Origin of the sequence: Acinetobacter ihumii (assembly GCF_900625095.1) — a bacterium.
Lineage (GTDB): Bacteria > Pseudomonadota > Gammaproteobacteria > Pseudomonadales > Moraxellaceae > Acinetobacter > Acinetobacter ihumii.
This window is the reverse complement of the sequence record NZ_LR130760.1, coordinates 3,014,090-3,030,819: the sequence shown is the minus strand read 5'-3', so window position 1 is coordinate 3,030,819 and position 16,730 is coordinate 3,014,090. Positions and strand designations below refer to the sequence as shown.

General features: G+C 37.4%; 12 protein-coding genes and 1 pseudogene. 3 read left to right on the top strand and 10 right to left on the bottom strand.

All coding sequences use genetic code 11. The features are described 5' to 3' along the window. Positions 1-134: 134 nt before the first annotated feature. From E0D95_RS14220 to E0D95_RS14190, 7 genes are all read right to left on the bottom strand, one after another. Complete coding sequence (locus E0D95_RS14220) at positions 135-2,588, bottom strand: DUF6160 family protein (protein WP_213073705.1); 2,454 nt, start codon at positions 2,586-2,588, stop codon at positions 135-137. A gap of 37 nt (positions 2,589-2,625) precedes the next feature. Beyond that, the gene (locus tag E0D95_RS14215; protein WP_130804645.1) at positions 2,626-3,303 is read right to left on the bottom strand and encodes a hypothetical protein; all 678 of its coding nucleotides are present in this window, start codon (positions 3,301-3,303) and stop codon (positions 2,626-2,628) included. A 10-nt stretch (positions 3,304-3,313) separates the two neighbouring features. Next, on the bottom strand, positions 3,314-4,750 hold the full coding sequence (locus E0D95_RS14210; protein ID WP_130804643.1) for a hypothetical protein: 1,437 nt from the start codon (positions 4,748-4,750) through the stop codon (positions 3,314-3,316). A gap of 249 nt (positions 4,751-4,999) precedes the next feature. Beyond that, positions 5,000-6,295: a hypothetical protein gene (locus tag E0D95_RS14205; protein ID WP_228258869.1), complete on the bottom strand. Its 1,296-nt coding sequence runs from the start codon at positions 6,293-6,295 to the stop codon at positions 5,000-5,002. Positions 6,296-6,794: 499 nt separating this feature from the next. Beyond that, positions 6,795-8,351, bottom strand: coding sequence for a hypothetical protein (locus E0D95_RS14200; protein ID WP_130804639.1), 1,557 nt, complete (start codon positions 8,349-8,351; stop codon positions 6,795-6,797). Positions 8,352-8,609: 258 nt separating this feature from the next. Next, positions 8,610-9,179 (bottom strand): dCTP deaminase, encoded by a 570-nt coding sequence (gene dcd, locus E0D95_RS14195; RefSeq protein WP_130804637.1) that lies wholly within the window; start codon positions 9,177-9,179, stop codon positions 8,610-8,612. Between the two features lie 107 nt (positions 9,180-9,286). After that, a complete protein-coding gene (locus E0D95_RS14190; RefSeq protein WP_130804635.1) occupies positions 9,287-9,880 on the bottom strand; it encodes a LysE family translocator in 594 nt (197 codons plus the stop codon). A gap of 457 nt (positions 9,881-10,337) precedes the next feature. On the opposite strand from E0D95_RS14190, the gene E0D95_RS14185 reads away from it, so the two are divergent. Then, positions 10,338-10,922 carry a DUF2062 domain-containing protein gene (locus tag E0D95_RS14185; RefSeq protein ID WP_130804633.1) on the top strand — a complete coding sequence of 195 codons (585 nt, stop codon included), beginning with the start codon at positions 10,338-10,340 and terminating at the stop codon, positions 10,920-10,922. On the opposite strand, the gene E0D95_RS14180 is transcribed toward E0D95_RS14185, so the two are convergent. From E0D95_RS14180 to E0D95_RS14170, 3 genes are all read right to left on the bottom strand, one after another. Then, positions 10,919-11,797, bottom strand: a complete 879-nt coding sequence (locus E0D95_RS14180) for a 5'-methylthioadenosine/S-adenosylhomocysteine nucleosidase (RefSeq protein WP_130804631.1) — start codon at positions 11,795-11,797, stop codon at positions 10,919-10,921. The genes E0D95_RS14185 and E0D95_RS14180 overlap by 4 nt on opposite strands. A gap of 141 nt (positions 11,798-11,938) precedes the next feature. Beyond that, entirely contained in the window at positions 11,939-13,165 is a 1,227-nt protein-coding gene (apbC, locus tag E0D95_RS14175; RefSeq protein WP_130804629.1) for an iron-sulfur cluster carrier protein ApbC, read from the bottom strand. A gap of 272 nt (positions 13,166-13,437) precedes the next feature. After that, complete coding sequence (locus E0D95_RS14170) at positions 13,438-13,902, bottom strand: hypothetical protein (protein ID WP_130804627.1); 465 nt, start codon at positions 13,900-13,902, stop codon at positions 13,438-13,440. 477 nt (positions 13,903-14,379) lie between these two features. On the opposite strand from E0D95_RS14170, the gene metG reads away from it, so the two are divergent. Together metG and E0D95_RS15690 are read left to right on the top strand one after the other, a co-directional pair. Further along, complete coding sequence (gene metG / locus E0D95_RS14165; RefSeq protein ID WP_284690732.1) at positions 14,380-16,446, top strand: methionine--tRNA ligase; 2,067 nt, start codon at positions 14,380-14,382, stop codon at positions 16,444-16,446. A 63-nt stretch (positions 16,447-16,509) separates the two neighbouring features. Next, positions 16,510-16,730, top strand: a pseudogene (locus E0D95_RS15690) (LA2681 family HEPN domain-containing protein); the annotation flags it as partial.

The following is a 16,730-nucleotide window of genomic DNA, read 5'->3' as shown; positions in this document are numbered from 1 at the left end:
GGTACGTTAACAGAATTTTAAAGCTCTGCAATATTCTACCAATGCATATGAGTTTTTAATAGAACCCACCATATACTCGTAATATTTCACTCATAGTAGCTTATTAACTACTTAAATTTTTATATTTCAGAATATTAAAATGCTCCATCTCTTGGCGTAATTCTCATTTCACTGGTTAAACGTCCACCAGTAATTGCAAGCTCTCCAATACGCTGTCCAGCTCCAATCCCCGTAACTGCACCATTACTATCCTTAATAGCAGGATATAAATTAATATTTTTAACTCGAAAAACTTCCTCAGGTGTTTTTGCAGGATTAAAGTTAAATCCAAAGTTAAATCCAACATTATCTTTATTTACGACTAACTTATTATCAAAGCCAATTGTCCCTGTCATATTATCAAGCCCAAATGTAGAACCATCAATAGGATCTACGATTTGAATCGAATTATTGTTGGCTAAATCTTTGCTTAATTTTAAAAGACCAATAAAATTTAAAGCATTTTTACCATCCTTTGGTGTGCCATCATTATTATAATCAGATGCAGAAAGCGAAAGAGGAATAATCGAAAAATTTGCAGCTCCTGCAAGTCTTATCTTTATACCTGTAAGTACATCAAAAGGCTGAGTAAAACTGTTAGATACAGCATAGCATCCACTCGCATTGGCTCCTGTCGGACATGTTTTATATTTGGCTCCAGGTAAATAACCTGCTGCTAATTGCGCAGACATTGCCATTAGAAGCTTTGGCATACTGACATTGATCCTGCCGTTTTCAAACCCCATGCTTCCTGTACCATTCAGTAGCATATCGATATTACGAAGACCAATATAATAATCCGTTGGATTATAGTTCCCATTACCTAGAGAATCGTTGGTATTATTCCCACCATCAATTAGAAGAATCGAAGTGGATTTTGAGCCGTCTGCACTCACACCTTGGGTACTAATAGAACCACTAAATCCGATACGTTGTGATCCAGATAATGCTGTTTGAGTATATGTATCTCCACTCTTTGTCACGATATAATCCGAACTTGTTTCACTTACAGCACCTGTAGTCACACGTGGACTAAATGCAAAATTTGCATTGAGATTGTAAATTGGTAAACCCAAGCCCCATTTAGTTGTAGTAGATACAGGATTTACCACTCCACCTGAATCTGTATATATAAATTGACCACGACGTGACAAAGCTGCGAAGTTCATGCCACGAATGGCTAAAACAGTGTAAGGCGTATTATTGGTTGATAAATTTTGAATATAGTCTGCAGCACTGACTAAATGTGTACCACTCTGACCCAATGTTGTGGCTGTAAATGCAGAGTTTTCGGGAAGCTTTATTTGATTTGCATTGACCAAATTAAAGTAAATTCCATCCATATTTAAACCAGCATGATCAGCATTCAATGCAGTTAAATTTGAAAATGACTGTCCATTTAAAGATGCGACAGGGTTACCATTTACATCAATATTTTTACGGGTTTGTAAAGGAGTAATATTAGAAAATCTAAGCCCATAGGTTTGATTACCAGCCCCACCTAACTCCAAACTCGTTGCTTCAACACCAGATAGATTATCACGGTCACTCGTAAACTCACCATTTAAACGAAATGCTAGGCCAGTATCTCCAGCAATCGAATTACCATTTGGTGTGGCTCCTAAAATTGTACTTGCTGTATCTTTGGTTCCGCGTAACTGTAATACACCATTGATCATTCGTCCATTTGCACCAGCACGTAAAATCCCCTTGGCAGAACTTGCGTTTACATCGGTTCCGTTATTACCGACATTTGGCTGCATCATAAACTCAAGATTCAAACCTGGTTTATTATTTGCGTCTCTTTTAAAATCAACATAACCGATATCTGTTGCTCCACTACCACTGACTGGATTAGTACGTAAGACTAGTCCCTCAGTTGGATCAACATACATATATCCCTTAGCACCAAAGTTAAAATTAAAGTCATTCATAATCAGGGCATTATAAGATGAACCAACATCTTTTTGGCTCAAACTAATATCTAATCCTTTAATCCCTAAGTCAAGTGAGGAAAAACCTGCTTTACTAAACAAACCATCCGCAGTAATCATGTGAAGGCTAATTGGTGTATTTTGAGTGTTTTGTATGGCTAATTTACCAAAAGAAGGAGCGGCACTACAGCTAGAGAGTGAGTCTGTAGATTTACATAAAGTAAATTTATCAGCTTGAATTGTCCCTAAATTCGCAGCAACGTCTAAATCCAGTCCTGTTTTTGAACCATTTGCCAAGCTACCTGCGTTCATTTTTAAAGTAATGTTAGGTTGGCTTACATTTGCTGTTGTTATTTTGACTCCAGTTAAACTTGCTCTTAAGTTCTCTTGTGTGTTAGCTGTAGATGAACTGCCAGATTTATCATCCCAATAAAGCTGATCAAAACCAACTGATCCATAACTGACTTCAGCGACTACTCCATCTTGACCATCCACTGCCCGCATATCATTGTCGTTCATCACTTGCATGGCAAAGCTGTTTTGCATTGAAAATAGAATACTGGCAGTAAGCAAACTTAATAGAAATTCTTTTTGTTGTTTTGCTACTTGTTTCATTTCAAATTCCTTTTATTGGATTCCTTAATATTTAGCTTTAGCAACGTGGATGGCTTGAGTCACAACTAAAGATCATCATTTTTCCGTTTAGAGCTAAATTTCCAGTCAGTTTCATTCCTGTAAAACCAACCTCTCTACCATTGTCATATCCAGAAACTATATATTTACCATTCGAATAGCGATTATCACTGAGTACAACCGAGGGATTACCACTTTGAGTAACCTGCGCACCTCCATTAGAATTTGCCAAATAACCGGCATTCACATCACCTGTTCCTGCATCTGTTTCAATTGACATCGTATCGAAACCGAAATCACGAAAAAGAATAGGACTATCATACTTCGATCCGAGCTGAATGGCAGGTTTTACAATTTCAGTTCCACTTTTATTATTGTATTTTAAATCAGCACCATCTAAGCCAAGCTTCTGAATATTAATTGCTCCCTGTATTCCTTTGAATACCAGCCATTTTCTATCACCACCTGCCTCACTACCTATGTTATTTAAATTTATTGCTAAACGACAATAACGCAAATCAGAACATAAATTCGTATCAAACTGACCTGTAGCATTTTGATTTAGCGTTACTTTTAATGAAATATCAGCACCAGCCTGACCCTCAATTTTTTGTAGTTCAATATTATTTAAAGCTTCCAAGGCTGCATGGCTTTGTAATGAAATTAAAAATGCCAAACTTAAAATAATTTTTTGCATATTTAAACTCCTACAGCCCTTTTGTTGTAATTTTCATATGCTGAATAAGCACACCATCAATCGCAGCAGACCCTAAATTTACAGAACTGCCACCAGCGCCATCTTTAAATGTAATACCTTTTACATTAGCAGAGGTATCCGCTGAAATAGATTTCGTCGTCGTGTTATAAGCTACATCACCAATCGTGATACTGCTATGCGTCGGATTACGGGCGTTTGTTCCAGAAGTACCGCATTCAAATTGGCTACAAGTTGACCCTAAATAAGTACTACTAGAAAGATCACTATAATTCGTATAAATCTGGTTATAAACTGCTGCCACATTAGGAATTCGTGTCACTTCAAGAACAATATTTTTTCCATCATCAGCCACTCCTAAAACAACAGGTTGATATAAACTACCTAAAGCAAGATTAATATGTGGATTATATAAATAAAGCCCTTCTTCGGCATTAAATGTAGGGACAGCCCCTCCATCGATTGCTGGCGTATTAATAAGTTTATCAAGATTCGGACTTGCAGCAGCCTCTCGCGTACTCAAACGTAAAACACCATCTTCACTACTTGTGTTTTTAATAATATTCCCAGTAGTAGAGATTGAGCTCAAGCTATTAAAACGTAATAAACCAGCGAGACCTAATGTATTGTTATAACCCGATATACTTGAACCATCTAAGGTTTGGAATAATTTAAGATTACTTCCATTGATGCTTAAACCATTCCAAACGCCTTGTAAACGTAATCTATTCGCACGTAAATTATTAGTATTGGTTTTACAATCAGTAGCACCATTTAAACAGAACTCAGCAGCATCTCCTTCGACTTTGCTTGGATCACGTACAAACGCATCCAACCATAATCCTAGTTTTAAATTATAGTCATCGGGTGCAGTCGCGGGATTTGAATAAACATTTTTGTCATATAAGGGAGCTTCATATGTTAAATAACTCACAGGTTTATTTGTCCCTGCGAAGTTAGGAATATTTTGAGCTGTCAATACTTTGAGTACCCACGGATTTGCAGCAGTTCCCCAACTTGAAATATTTTGTCCACTATATCTTGTATTTACATTATTATCGTTTTTCGAAAGTGCTAATCCATAAAGGTAAATATCAGCTTTACCTATTTTATTAGCTCCTGTCTGATTGTAGGTTTGGATGGTTGAGCTTAAAGGACCTACAGGAATAATATGTAAATATCCTGTTCCAGGATTACTATTATCTGCAACATCAACTTTAGACGTAAAAGTACTTGCTATACTGTTTGCTCCATTTAACTGAAAAGAAAATTCTGTAGGAAGCAATGCAATTCCTTCTCCAGTGGTCTGACTTAAACCATCATCAGAAATTTCTTGCAGAGCAAAACCAGATTGACTTAAGAATAAGCCAATTACGCTTGCTAAAACGGTTTTTTTTAAATTTACCGTATAAGTAATTGCCGTCATCATGACCATCCTTTATACGATGCTCCGCATCATATTTCTTTTTCTATACATTCATGAGCTTACTTAAGCATTCCGAGCTTAAGAAAATTTTGCTGGATTTGCCAACCTTTACTCACTTTCTATTATGCGTATTAATTACTCAAATGCAAAAAAAAACGTGTAAAAAAAAACTTTTCCGATAAATGAAAATAGAGAACAAACTTGAGAGATACACCATCAAACGCTTTACTTACAAATTTTAAATGACCAAAATTAACAGAATTTTAAATTGCCATAACAATTTGGAGCAAAATTTTGATTGGTCAGGACTAGATTCGTCAATCCCATTGATACCGAGGATGAATTAGATAAATCAACAGTTCCCGTATTAATAGTACCAGCTAGGCAAGTAGTTGCGAGTAAACCACAATTAATCGGATTACTTGTTAAATAACTACTCACTTGAGTCAACGTCTGCTTCACTACATCTGAAGTAATAGTCACAGTTTTAGCGGGTGACACATCTCCAATATCAATAGGATTTGAGAGCTCTAACCACCATCCAGTTTGCGCTGTTGATTTCGCATTCGTCCAAATTAAGTTTTGTTTCTGCATGGAAAGTGACGCAGCTGTACCATTTAAGTTCACTTTATGAAAGTATCCCAAATCTTCATTAACAGCTACATCAACACCTAAATTATTTACAGTGCCATTTAAAGTACCTGAAATAGACACAGGGATGAAGCCATATACTTTTGCATCGGCATTAACTGTACCACCTAATTGAATACCACTAACTACCGCTGTTCCTGTTAAGTTTGCAGTTGTAATACGTTTACCAGTAATTACTTGAGATGGAAGTGACAAAGAACCAGATGCTGAACTCAACGTTAAATTATAGTCTGAAGAGGTAAAGTTTCCAGTAACAAGACCATCTGAACTTCTAATTTTACCCGTTATCGCCTGATTTAAACTACTTTGCGTCAATCCAGAATTCACTGCACCTGTATTTACTGTGCCTGTAGTATCTTTAGTGACCATATAACCACTAAAAGAGTTGATACCACTTTTCGCATCTCCATTTTCTAGACCAAATGTAAGCAAGCCCTGTATCGATTCAGCACTTAAACGGAATCCACTGACTTCACGCGTTGAAGCAGAATTCGGATTCTTAATTGCAAACTCAATAAATGGATTGGTAATTGTGGCTGACGAACTTGCCCTTCCAGTGCTTGTATCTGAAATGCCACTTAAGCTTAGATAATCAATATCAATATCACAGCTTCCTGCACCATTTACTCCACCACAGCCCAATTGCAATTTGCGGATATTGGCATTTAAGTCAACCTGAGCCTCCATACCCAGTTTATAAAATCCAATATTACTCCCCACATTTTTATTTTGTGGATCATTCGGAGAAATATAGGAGAGTGTCATCAGACCTTGACCTTGTGTATTTCTTAGTTCCTTATCATCCAAAGCCACAATTTGGGCGTGTGTTGTACTTAAGCTAGAGACTAAGCTAATACAGAAAATGCAACATGTTATGTTTTTTTTATAGCCGCTCATAAACATTCCTTTTCACTGGTTATTTGACTTTCCTGTCAACAAAATTTTCAAAAAATCGATATGATTTTTATCAATTTCAGTAGATTTTTATATTTGATTGTATTAATTCTCTATTAAATTGTGTGAAAATTACAATGTTTTAATATTATTTTTACAAAAATATAAAAGAGATGAAAAATCATGGAGCTTTAAAAAAAGAATTAATAGATTAAAACCCACATAAGCAACTAAAATTTATTTATTATTCAACATAAATGGTATGACTTATTTGTAACTATAATTTAAGCAATGAAACCTTAAAAGGCAAAAAAGATTCTGTATTTAACAGTACATGGATTCAAATGTACAAGTTAACTATTGAGCATCATAACTGTAATTATTCAATAAAATATGCTATTAAAAGTAACAAGCTAAAGATATATACCAAAGAATGCTTTAGCTTGCATGTGATTACTCATTATTCAGCAAAATATATTATAACGCTTACACTAACCAACACTTAACAAAATTTTAAGCTACCATAACAATTACTTTTTAAATATTGAGAAGTTAGTTGCAAGTTACTTAAAGTTAGATTTGCTGTTTGGCTACTTACATCAATATTGAGTTGCTTTTTAATAGCATTATTAGTTGCTGCACCCAAACCATCAAGGAGACTAATAGGAATATCACTACCATTCATTAACGACTGTGTAATAAATCCCGCAACCTGAGGCAACACTGCAGAAATATCTGCTGAATTTGTAGACGTTAAATACCCTAAGTCAATAGGATCTTTAAAGGACAACCACCAACCCTTTTGCGCAATATCATCACTATTCGCACCAGGCCATCGCAGTGTCTGGCTTTGGAGTGCAAGATAACCACCTGTGCCTCTTAAAGGAATATTATGAAACATATTGAGTGCTTCAGAGAATGTAACATTAAGATTTAACCCATCTAATGTGGAACCAGATGCCATCTGAAACTTGGCAGAAGAAACAGCACATATCCAAAATACTTCAATACAACTAGCGCTGTTACCATTAGGTGCAACACTTTCACCCGTATTATATTTTTTATAATTAACTAAATCTACAGCCAATTGATTCACAAAGTTACCAGTCGGGAGGTTTCCACATGCTGATGCACTTGCGCGATCTGAATTGGCACAATCTAATGCAATATGAGGAATAGAAACATTAATATTATTTACTACTGCTGCTGTCATCCGATTCCCTGTAATGACTGAAGTAGTATTTTTAGTAAATGGTACAGTCATACTGGGTACAGAAATACCCTTAGTATCAGTGCTTCCAGCCCCAGTATAACTTACAAAATCACGCTGGCCACCAATCGTTGAATTTAATTTCCCAGCAATTGCTTGACATGTACCATTGGGCATCCCAACAATGGCTGCACAATTAGCATTATCGTTAACACCAAAAGTCGATGCGGCAGTCGTCACTTGACCGCTCAAATTAGCTAATTGTAGGTATCCACTTAAGCTTTGAATACCATCCGTTGAGGTTGTAAAGTTATTATTATCTAGACCTAAGCTTAACAGACCCTCTATCGCTTCCGCACTTAATCGAAACCCAGTGATTTGACGTGTAGCAGCTGTTTGCGGATTCTTAATGGCAAACTCAAGAAAAGGATTTGTGATTTGAGCACTGGTTGATGCTCTGGGATTGTTAAATGTTGGACTACCTAATTGCGCCCCACTAGTTACCGTACCATCATTTAAGCCACTAAGTGAAACATTTTTAATATCAATATCACAGCCACCAGCACCATTTGCCCCACCACAGCCTAGCTGTAGATTAGCAATGTTTGCATTGAGCTCTACTTTTGCCTCCATACCCAATCGATAAAAGCCAATATTACTACTGCTATCTCTTAATTTTTCTAAATTTGTACTGTCGTTGGGAGCAATATATGACAAGCTCATTAGAGCTTGACCTTGTGTTGCAGCAAGTTCTGAATCAGACATAGAAGTCAGTCCAGATGCTGCATAAACCGCACTTACATTTAAACATGCACATATTGCACATGTTAAAAAACTTAACCTTGGCATATTGATCTCCGTATCACTGAATCAAAATAACTGCTACTTTTATTTGTTTTTATTTGAACCTTTCTCAAATCTTTTGGTATAGATCAAATATTATGAGCAGTCTAAATATTAACTATTTTACAACAAATTTATGAAAACAAATTACCATCTGTCATTTTTTGAAATTTTAATAACTTTTGCTTTTTTAATTTCTATTTTTAAAACAAAAACGACCCTATCAGGTCGTTTATCAAAATACTTATTTAGATCAAGCGACTATTAAGCCTTTGGCAACGTCACACCGACTTGACCCTGATATTTACCACCACGATCTTTATAAGACGTTTCACAGACTTCATCACTTTCAAAAAATAGCATTTGCGCCACGCCTTCCCCTGCATAAATACGCGCAGGTAAATTGGTGGTATTGGAAAATTCGAGTGTTACATGACCTTCCCACTCTGGTTCAAGTGGTGTGACATTGACGATGATACCGCAACGCGCATAGGTCGATTTTCCTAAACAAATGGTCAGGACATTACGCGGAATACGAAAATATTCAACGGTGCGCGCCAATGCGAAAGAGTTGGGTGGAATAATGCAAACATCGGACTCAATATCAATAAAGCTTTTCTCGTCAAAGTTTTTAGGGTCAACAATGGCAGAATGAACATTGGTAAATACTTTAAACTCTGGAGCACAGCGCACATCATAACCATAGCTTGATACGCCATAGGAAATCAGTTTTTCGCCATCTTGATTGTAGCGAACCTGATTTTCTGCATACGGTTCAATCATGCCGTGTTTTTCGCTCATCTCGCGAATCCAGCGATCAGACTTAATTGCCATTTATTTATCCCAATACTCAAGACTTTACTGCCAACTACTTTAACGTAATTCATCTTTAATGAAAATGATTTATAGTCAGTTGCACTTTATATGCACATAGTCCACTTTTAAAATTTTAAAATCGCAGAATAACTCAGCGGAATAGAAAAGCTCACCAAGACCAGAGAGGCTGTACGTTGTAAATTACAAGCATTTAACCAACTTACTTTATTAGCGGCCAAAACAGAACCTATGAAAATCCAAAACATCGCAATCGGTAAAATCAGGCATAAAAATATCGTCATATGCAATAAATAGGTTTTTATCTCCATCCATGCATATGCTGGAAAAATTGCAGATGCAAATAGCAATGCTTTGGGATTTAGTAGAGTAGCGCAGAATAGTTCACGTGGTCGAATCGTGGATTGATTCAAATCAAACTTGATATCAGCGGTACGCCACAGCTTAATTGCCAAATAAACAATATAAAAAGCACTCATTAGTTTTAGTAAGGTTGGCAGTAAAGAGAAACTTCTACCCAGATGATCAATCATCATGCCCCATACGGTAATCGCAATGATGTAGCCAATTGCTTCTGCTGGAATTAATTTTAGTGAACGTCTAAGCCCCATCTGGATACCAGATGAAGCCAATAAGGTATTCGTTGGACCGGGAGTTAGAAGCAGTGCCGCAACAAGGCCGACAAAAAGCCATGAAATCATAGAATGGCCTCACTATATAATCTCAGAAGACTAATCCAAAGCATACAAAGAAGCAAAGCAAACTTAATTAAGTCTTTGAAAAAACAATGAGATATTTGTAAAAAATAGTGTCAAATCACGCATTTAAATCACTAGACTGCATAGTCATCATTTTGTCTATGCTATAGCACGATGCCATTTAAATATAAATCGACATAAATATTTGATAAATAATAACTTGTTTTTTTAATAAAATTTAGCAAAACACCTAATAAGTATATGGAATTGACTTCATCTTGTGAAAGGCGTAATTTACTACCATCCATCTTTGGTGTTTTCTTTTTAATCAAAGCTTTTAAGCTTTGGCTAAGTTTTCACTCTCACTATGTCTATCTTTCTGCGCTTCAAAAGTTTAAATAATTTACTTAATCTTTTGATTTATAAAGCATCGTTAGATCTATTGTTCGAACCTCAATCTATGGCAAAGCAATTTTTTCAATCATGGCTTCCTTCTCCGCAGAAGGTGTCCAGTCTGAAATTTATGCGGATTTTTGGTCAAAGAACCTTAAATCCTGTGCTTTGGTACGTCAATCGAAAATCCATTACTAAAGCTGTTTTTATCGGTACTTTCTTTGGTTTATTGCCAATTCCATTGCATAGTTTGTTTATTGTCGCTGCGATTTTATTTTTTGAAGTGAATTTACCAGTTGGTTTGGCTCTGGCATGGCTCAGTAATCCTTTAACACTTGTGCCTATTTTATATGTTGGTTTCTGGATTGGTACTCAGATTTTTCATGTTCATATGATTAATAAAGAAATGATGCTCGGCGTGCTGCACCAAATTTGTAATTGGCTCAAACATTTTGGGCATGGGCATATTGATTTAAGCCTTGCGAAAATTTTAATGTCAGGTTTAGTCATCGAAGCCTTTGTGGTTGCAATTATTTTATATGCTGTAACTGAGGTTTTCTGGCGTTTAAGTGTTTATCGCAACTGGAAAAAACGCAAAACCGTTCAATCCAGTAAGTCGATGGATACAGTACGCAGAAAACCTACATTTTAGTTGGTTTTTAAGCGTTGTTTCATATATGCCGTCGCAACATTTAAGACGAATTCCTGACAAGCTTCGCCCGTTGCACCATCGTATGCCCCTCCATTGGTAATGTTGTTGGATACAACACGTATTCCCAAAAATGGCACATTAAATTGACTGGCGATTTGTGCAACCGACGCTGCCTCCATTTCTTCTACAGATGTCCCGTAGTTCTGATAAAAAAACTGAATTCGGTCTAACTCATTATTCCAGACATCTGCCGAACCTATGGTTCCTTCAATCACCTTACCTTGTTTGTAAAGCGGTTGAACCTGATGTGCCGCTGCCAACAATGCAGGATCTGCTTCAAATTTACGAATGGCAATGGGTTCAGGATCAGTTTCATCGGCAGGCAACACATCAAAGGCTTCATGCCATTGCAATGCGTCTGAACCTGCACCAACAGGTTTTGACGGTGTCTTAAATGCACCAATGTTGGTGGCGTACTTACCCAGAACAATGTCATAGACATTGAGTTTTGGATCATGACCGCCCGATGTCCCCTGATTAATAATCGCAATAGGTTTGTATCGCTCAATCGCAATCGCAGTGGCAGCCGCGGAATTACTCATGCCCATGCGTGTTTTGGAAATAATGACAGGATATCCCTGATAAGTTCCTTTCCAGAATTTCCAGCCACCAATGGTTTCAGTTGAAACCTGATCAAGTTTGGATGCCATTTGCTCCGATTCGACAGGCAATGCCCCTTGAATCACGATAGGCTGTAATTTTAATTTTTCATCTTGATTATTTTGAGTCACTGACGATGAACCCTCGTTGTTACATGCACTGAGCATAACCGAGATAGAGCATGTTGCGACTGTAAGAAACGATTTTAATTGCATATTTCACTCAAATGATCTTATTGAATGAATATTTAGCAATTCATATGCCATTTTGCAGACAAATAAGCTGCTATTAAAAAAACTACACAGAATATTAAAAGATAAAGCCTGAAATGGAGCATCTCAGGCTTATTCAATTATTTAAAAAATCCGTTTGTCGTCACGTTGTCGCTGGGGTTGCTTTTGTATTTGTTGCCAAATCGCAGTGGCAATGTTCAGGTAACTGTCTGCAGCATCGTCCATTGCGATGACACTTGGTTTACCATTATCAGCATTTTCACGAATGTGTACATTTAAAGGTAAACGTCCTAACAAAGGAATGTGATATTGCTGGGACAATTGATCTCCGCCCCCGACACCAAAAATCTGTTCTTCATAACCACAATTTGAACAAATATGCGTCGACATATTTTCAATCACACCTAAAACTGGAATATTCACCCGATTAAACAACTCTATCCCCTTAGTGGCATCCATTAGTGCAACATTTTGAGGTGTAGTAACAATGACAGCACCCGTCACAGGAATTCGCTGCGCCAATGTCAGTTGGATATCGCCCGTTCCAGGTGGCATATCAATGACCAATACATCTAGATCTGGCCACAAAGTTTGGTTAAAGAGTTGCATTAACGCGCCTGTGGCTTTTGGGCCACGCCATGCCACTGGAGTATTATGATCACCCGTAAGATGACCAATGGAAAGTACTGCCAAACCATAAGCATCCAAGGGCACAAAATGTTCATTTTCAATCATTGGGGTTTTGCCCGCATTGCCCAACATCGTAGGAATACTTGGGCCATAAATATCAGCATCCAACACGCCAACTTTTAATCCTTGTTGCTGCAAAGCCAGTGCCAGATTGACTGTTGTGGTGGATTTACCCACCCCACCTTTACCAGATGACACTAAAATCACATGTTGAATACGTGGATGAGCCGCGACATCTCGCTGTTTGGGCGCAGCCTTTTGAATCGGTGGATTATTCGGATCTTCTGAACTTTGTACGGATGCATCTACAACTGGCGGTAAGTTTGAAGTTTGGGCTGCATGATTTTCTTTTTGCGATTTGTCTTGCCCAAGCTTGGCAGATTTCTGCTGTATCACGTGCAAGTTTAGTTCTTCAATACCGCATTTCACCAAAGCTGCTGCCAGATCATCATGAATCTGTTGTAAATGATCTGCTTCATGCGGATAAGTATTGATGGTCAGTTGTAAAATGCGCCCTTCTACATTGACCTGCGTAATTCGATCTTTCAATAAATGCTCAGATTGAGGAAGTTGATATTGCTGTAAGATGCGCTGGATTTCTTCTTCCTTCACCTCTTGTGCAGGTGAAAAAGCCGATTTTAATGAAGAAAGCCACGACATATATGCACTCCAGACATAGAACATTAAACTGAATTAGGACTAGTTTAGCAGTATTATTTTATAGGCGCGTAGTTGATTTTACTCATCTGCTTTAGATTTTCTCATTCTTGTTTGATCCCTCTTTACTTTTATTTCAAAAGGAGCAATAGAAAGGTTCAATTAAAGAAATCTTTTGACTTATTTTATAAACAAACTTTTTATAAGCAAACTGCCCATATCAATATGAGCAGTTTTTTTAATCATCACATCAAATGCTCTGAAGGTAATCAATATCAGGTTTTGTCATTACCTTTAAATTTATTCAGTGCATCTGTCGCAGTTTTCTTCAACTCATCAAACTTTGTACTGGCTTGAGCTTTAAGTTCATCAAATTTTTCAGAAGCCTCATGTTTTAACTCATTGGCTTTGAGTTTAGCTTCATCGAGTTTATGACTAGCTTCAGTTTTAAGCTGATCATATTTGTCTTGTGCGTCTTGTTTGGTTTCATTCCATTTTGCTTTAGCTTGATCAACTTTTTGATCAGCCGCTGCTTTGTCTTCAGCATATTTCTCAGAAGTATCCTTTTTAAAATCATCGAATGCCTTTTCACCTTTTAGCTTGGCTTCTTCGGCTTGATGTTTGGCATCATCCAAGGCTTTTCCTGCTTCAATCTTGGCTTGTTCAGCTTTATATTTGGCTTCATCACCCAATTCACTTGCTTTGGCTTTCAAATCATCGAGCTTATTTTCAGTTGTCATTATGCTGTCCTCATTGTTGATTTTTAAATATTAAGAACACGCTTGTTGAGCGCGGATCAATCTGATTGAATCTGACTTTATTTATACATGGATTTGAATTTTTTGGGCTTTAAAACTGCAATTTGAAACAAAGTAGATACAGGATGTAGCGAAACTTTTGTTATTCATTTTAAAGGAATAATTATCTATTCCACTGCTGAGAATTATTCAGCCATTCCAGTGATATCATCAGGGCTGACGCTCGTTGATTTATGCATTCATTTCTTCAGATGTGATCTCATTTAAATGATCTGATACGGCATAGATACCGCATGATAGAAAGCTACTGATTGACATGTTGAACCTTTCTAACAGCAACTTGCATAGTGCTATAGCGATTTCATAACTGAGGGTAAAGCCTGAAAACGATGCTTTAAGTTTATTTTCCTTCGTGGTTCAAGTAAAATCATTGACCTTCTGATCAATACGAATGAGAAAATGAAATCCGTGCGTAAAATTTTAGTCACCAACGCTCTTCCTTATGCCAATGGTCCGATCCATATGGGTCACCTACTCGGTTATATCCAAGCAGATATCTGGGTTCGTGCCATGCGTGCAATGGGACATGATGTGACTTATGTCTGCGCGGACGATGCTCACGGCACAGCAATTATGCTACGTGCCGAGGCCAATGGCATTAGCCCAGAACAGCAAATTGCCAATGTTCAAAAAGAACATGAGCGCGATTTTGCAGGTTTTGGCATTAGTTTTGATCATTATGATTCAACTCATAGCGATACCAACAAATCACGCTCGCAAGAAATTTATCTTAAAAATCGCGATGCTGACAATATTGCCATTCGCCCTGTAACTCAGTTGTTTGATCCTGAAAAACAGATGTTTTTATCCGACCGGTTTATTAAAGGCACATGCCCAAAATGTAAATCGCCCGATCAATATGGCGATAGCTGTGAAGTCTGTGGCACAACCTATAATGCAACTGAACTGATCGATCCACGGTCGACTTTAAGCGGTGCCACGCCTGTTGAAAAATCGTCTGATCATTACTTCTTTAAACTACCTAATTTTTCTGAATATTTACAAAAATGGACGCGCGACGAAGGTCGCTTACCTGTCTCTATTGCCAACAAGTTAGATGAATGGTTTGAAGCTGGTTTGGCAGATTGGGATATTTCCCGTGATGCGCCTTATTTTGGTTTTGAAATTCCAGATGCGCCGAATAAATATTTTTATGTCTGGGTCGATGCGCCAATTGGCTATATGTCGAGCTTTGAAAACTATATCAAAACCAAACGTCCAGACTTAAATTTTGATGACTACTGGAAAAAAGACAGTAAAAATGAAGTCTATCACTTCATTGGTAAAGACATTGTTTACTTCCATGCCTTGTTCTGGCCGGCAATGCTTGAAGGTGCAAATTACCGCACGCCAACTGGTTTGTTTGTAAATGGCTTTTTGACCGTTAATGGTCAGAAGATGTCGAAATCTCGCGGTACGTTTATTAAAGCTGAAACTTATTTAGAGCATTTGAATCCTGAATATTTGCGTTATTACTTTGCCTCTAAACTCTCTGATAAGGTCGAAGATTCAGATTTAAATCTGGACGATTTTATTCAAAAAGTAAATTCGGATTTGGTCGGCAAAGTCGTGAATATTGCCAGTCGTTGTGCCAAGTTTATCAATAAAGATTTTAACAATACGTTATCTGCAAATTGCGTAGAATCTGATCTAGTTCAAAGCTTTATTGATGCAGGTGATTCGATTGCCAAAGCTTATGAAGAGCGTGAGTTTAGTGCTGCCATTCGTGAAATCATGGCGCTTGCGGATCGTGCCAATCAATATATTGATGAGAAAAAACCGTGGGCTTTGGCGAAGCAAGAAGGTCAGGAACAGCAAGTTCATGAGGTTTGTTCTGTCGGAATTAACTTATTCCGTCAATTGGCGATTTATCTTGCACCAGTTTTGCCAACACTTGCCAATCAAGTGCAGGCATTCTTACAACTAGACCGTTTTGATTTTGCATCGCGTAAGCAGATTTTAATCAGCCATGAAATTGCTCAGTTCCAACCGTTGATGCAACGTGTTGACCCTAAAGCGGTGGCTGCAATGGTCGATGCATCGAAGGATTCTTTAGCTGCTGCGGCTGAAACGCCAAAAGTGGAAAAGAAAAAAGACAAAAGGGCTGAGAAAAAAGTTGAGCCTAAAGTGGGTGAGGCCGAAATCATCGGTATCGAAGATTTTATGAAAGTTGACCTTCGTGTTGCTCAAGTACTTGAAGCAGCAATCGTGGATGGTTCTGATAAATTACTTCAACTCACTTTAGACGTGGGTGAAGCTGAACCACGTAATGTATTTAGCGGTATTCGTGAGTTTTATCAGCCTGAAGACTTAAAAGGCAAATTGGTGGTGATGGTTGCGAACCTTGCACCTCGTAAAATGCGTTTTGGTATTTCTAACGGTATGGTACTTGCCGCAGGTAATGGCGAAGGGGTTTGGGTGATTTCACCTGAATCTGGTGCGAAAGCGGGTGATAAAGTGTCTTAATTTTTTAGACACTTTTAAAAAGCCCTGCTATATTTTAGTAGGGCTTTTTTATAAAAATTTAAAATGAAACTTTCACTAGAAAAAATTAATGAAGCTATAAATTCTCTTTCTAACTCTATCGATCAAAGTGAATGGGCAGAAGCCTTATTAGGCTCTGAAATGATGCTGTGTGAATTAGAAAAACATGAAACAAACGATATTGTTTTAAATCTTTATTTTAATCTAGCTAGTCAATTCATAGATGCTGGAACTTATTTAAAAAATACAAATTCTATTTCAAAAGG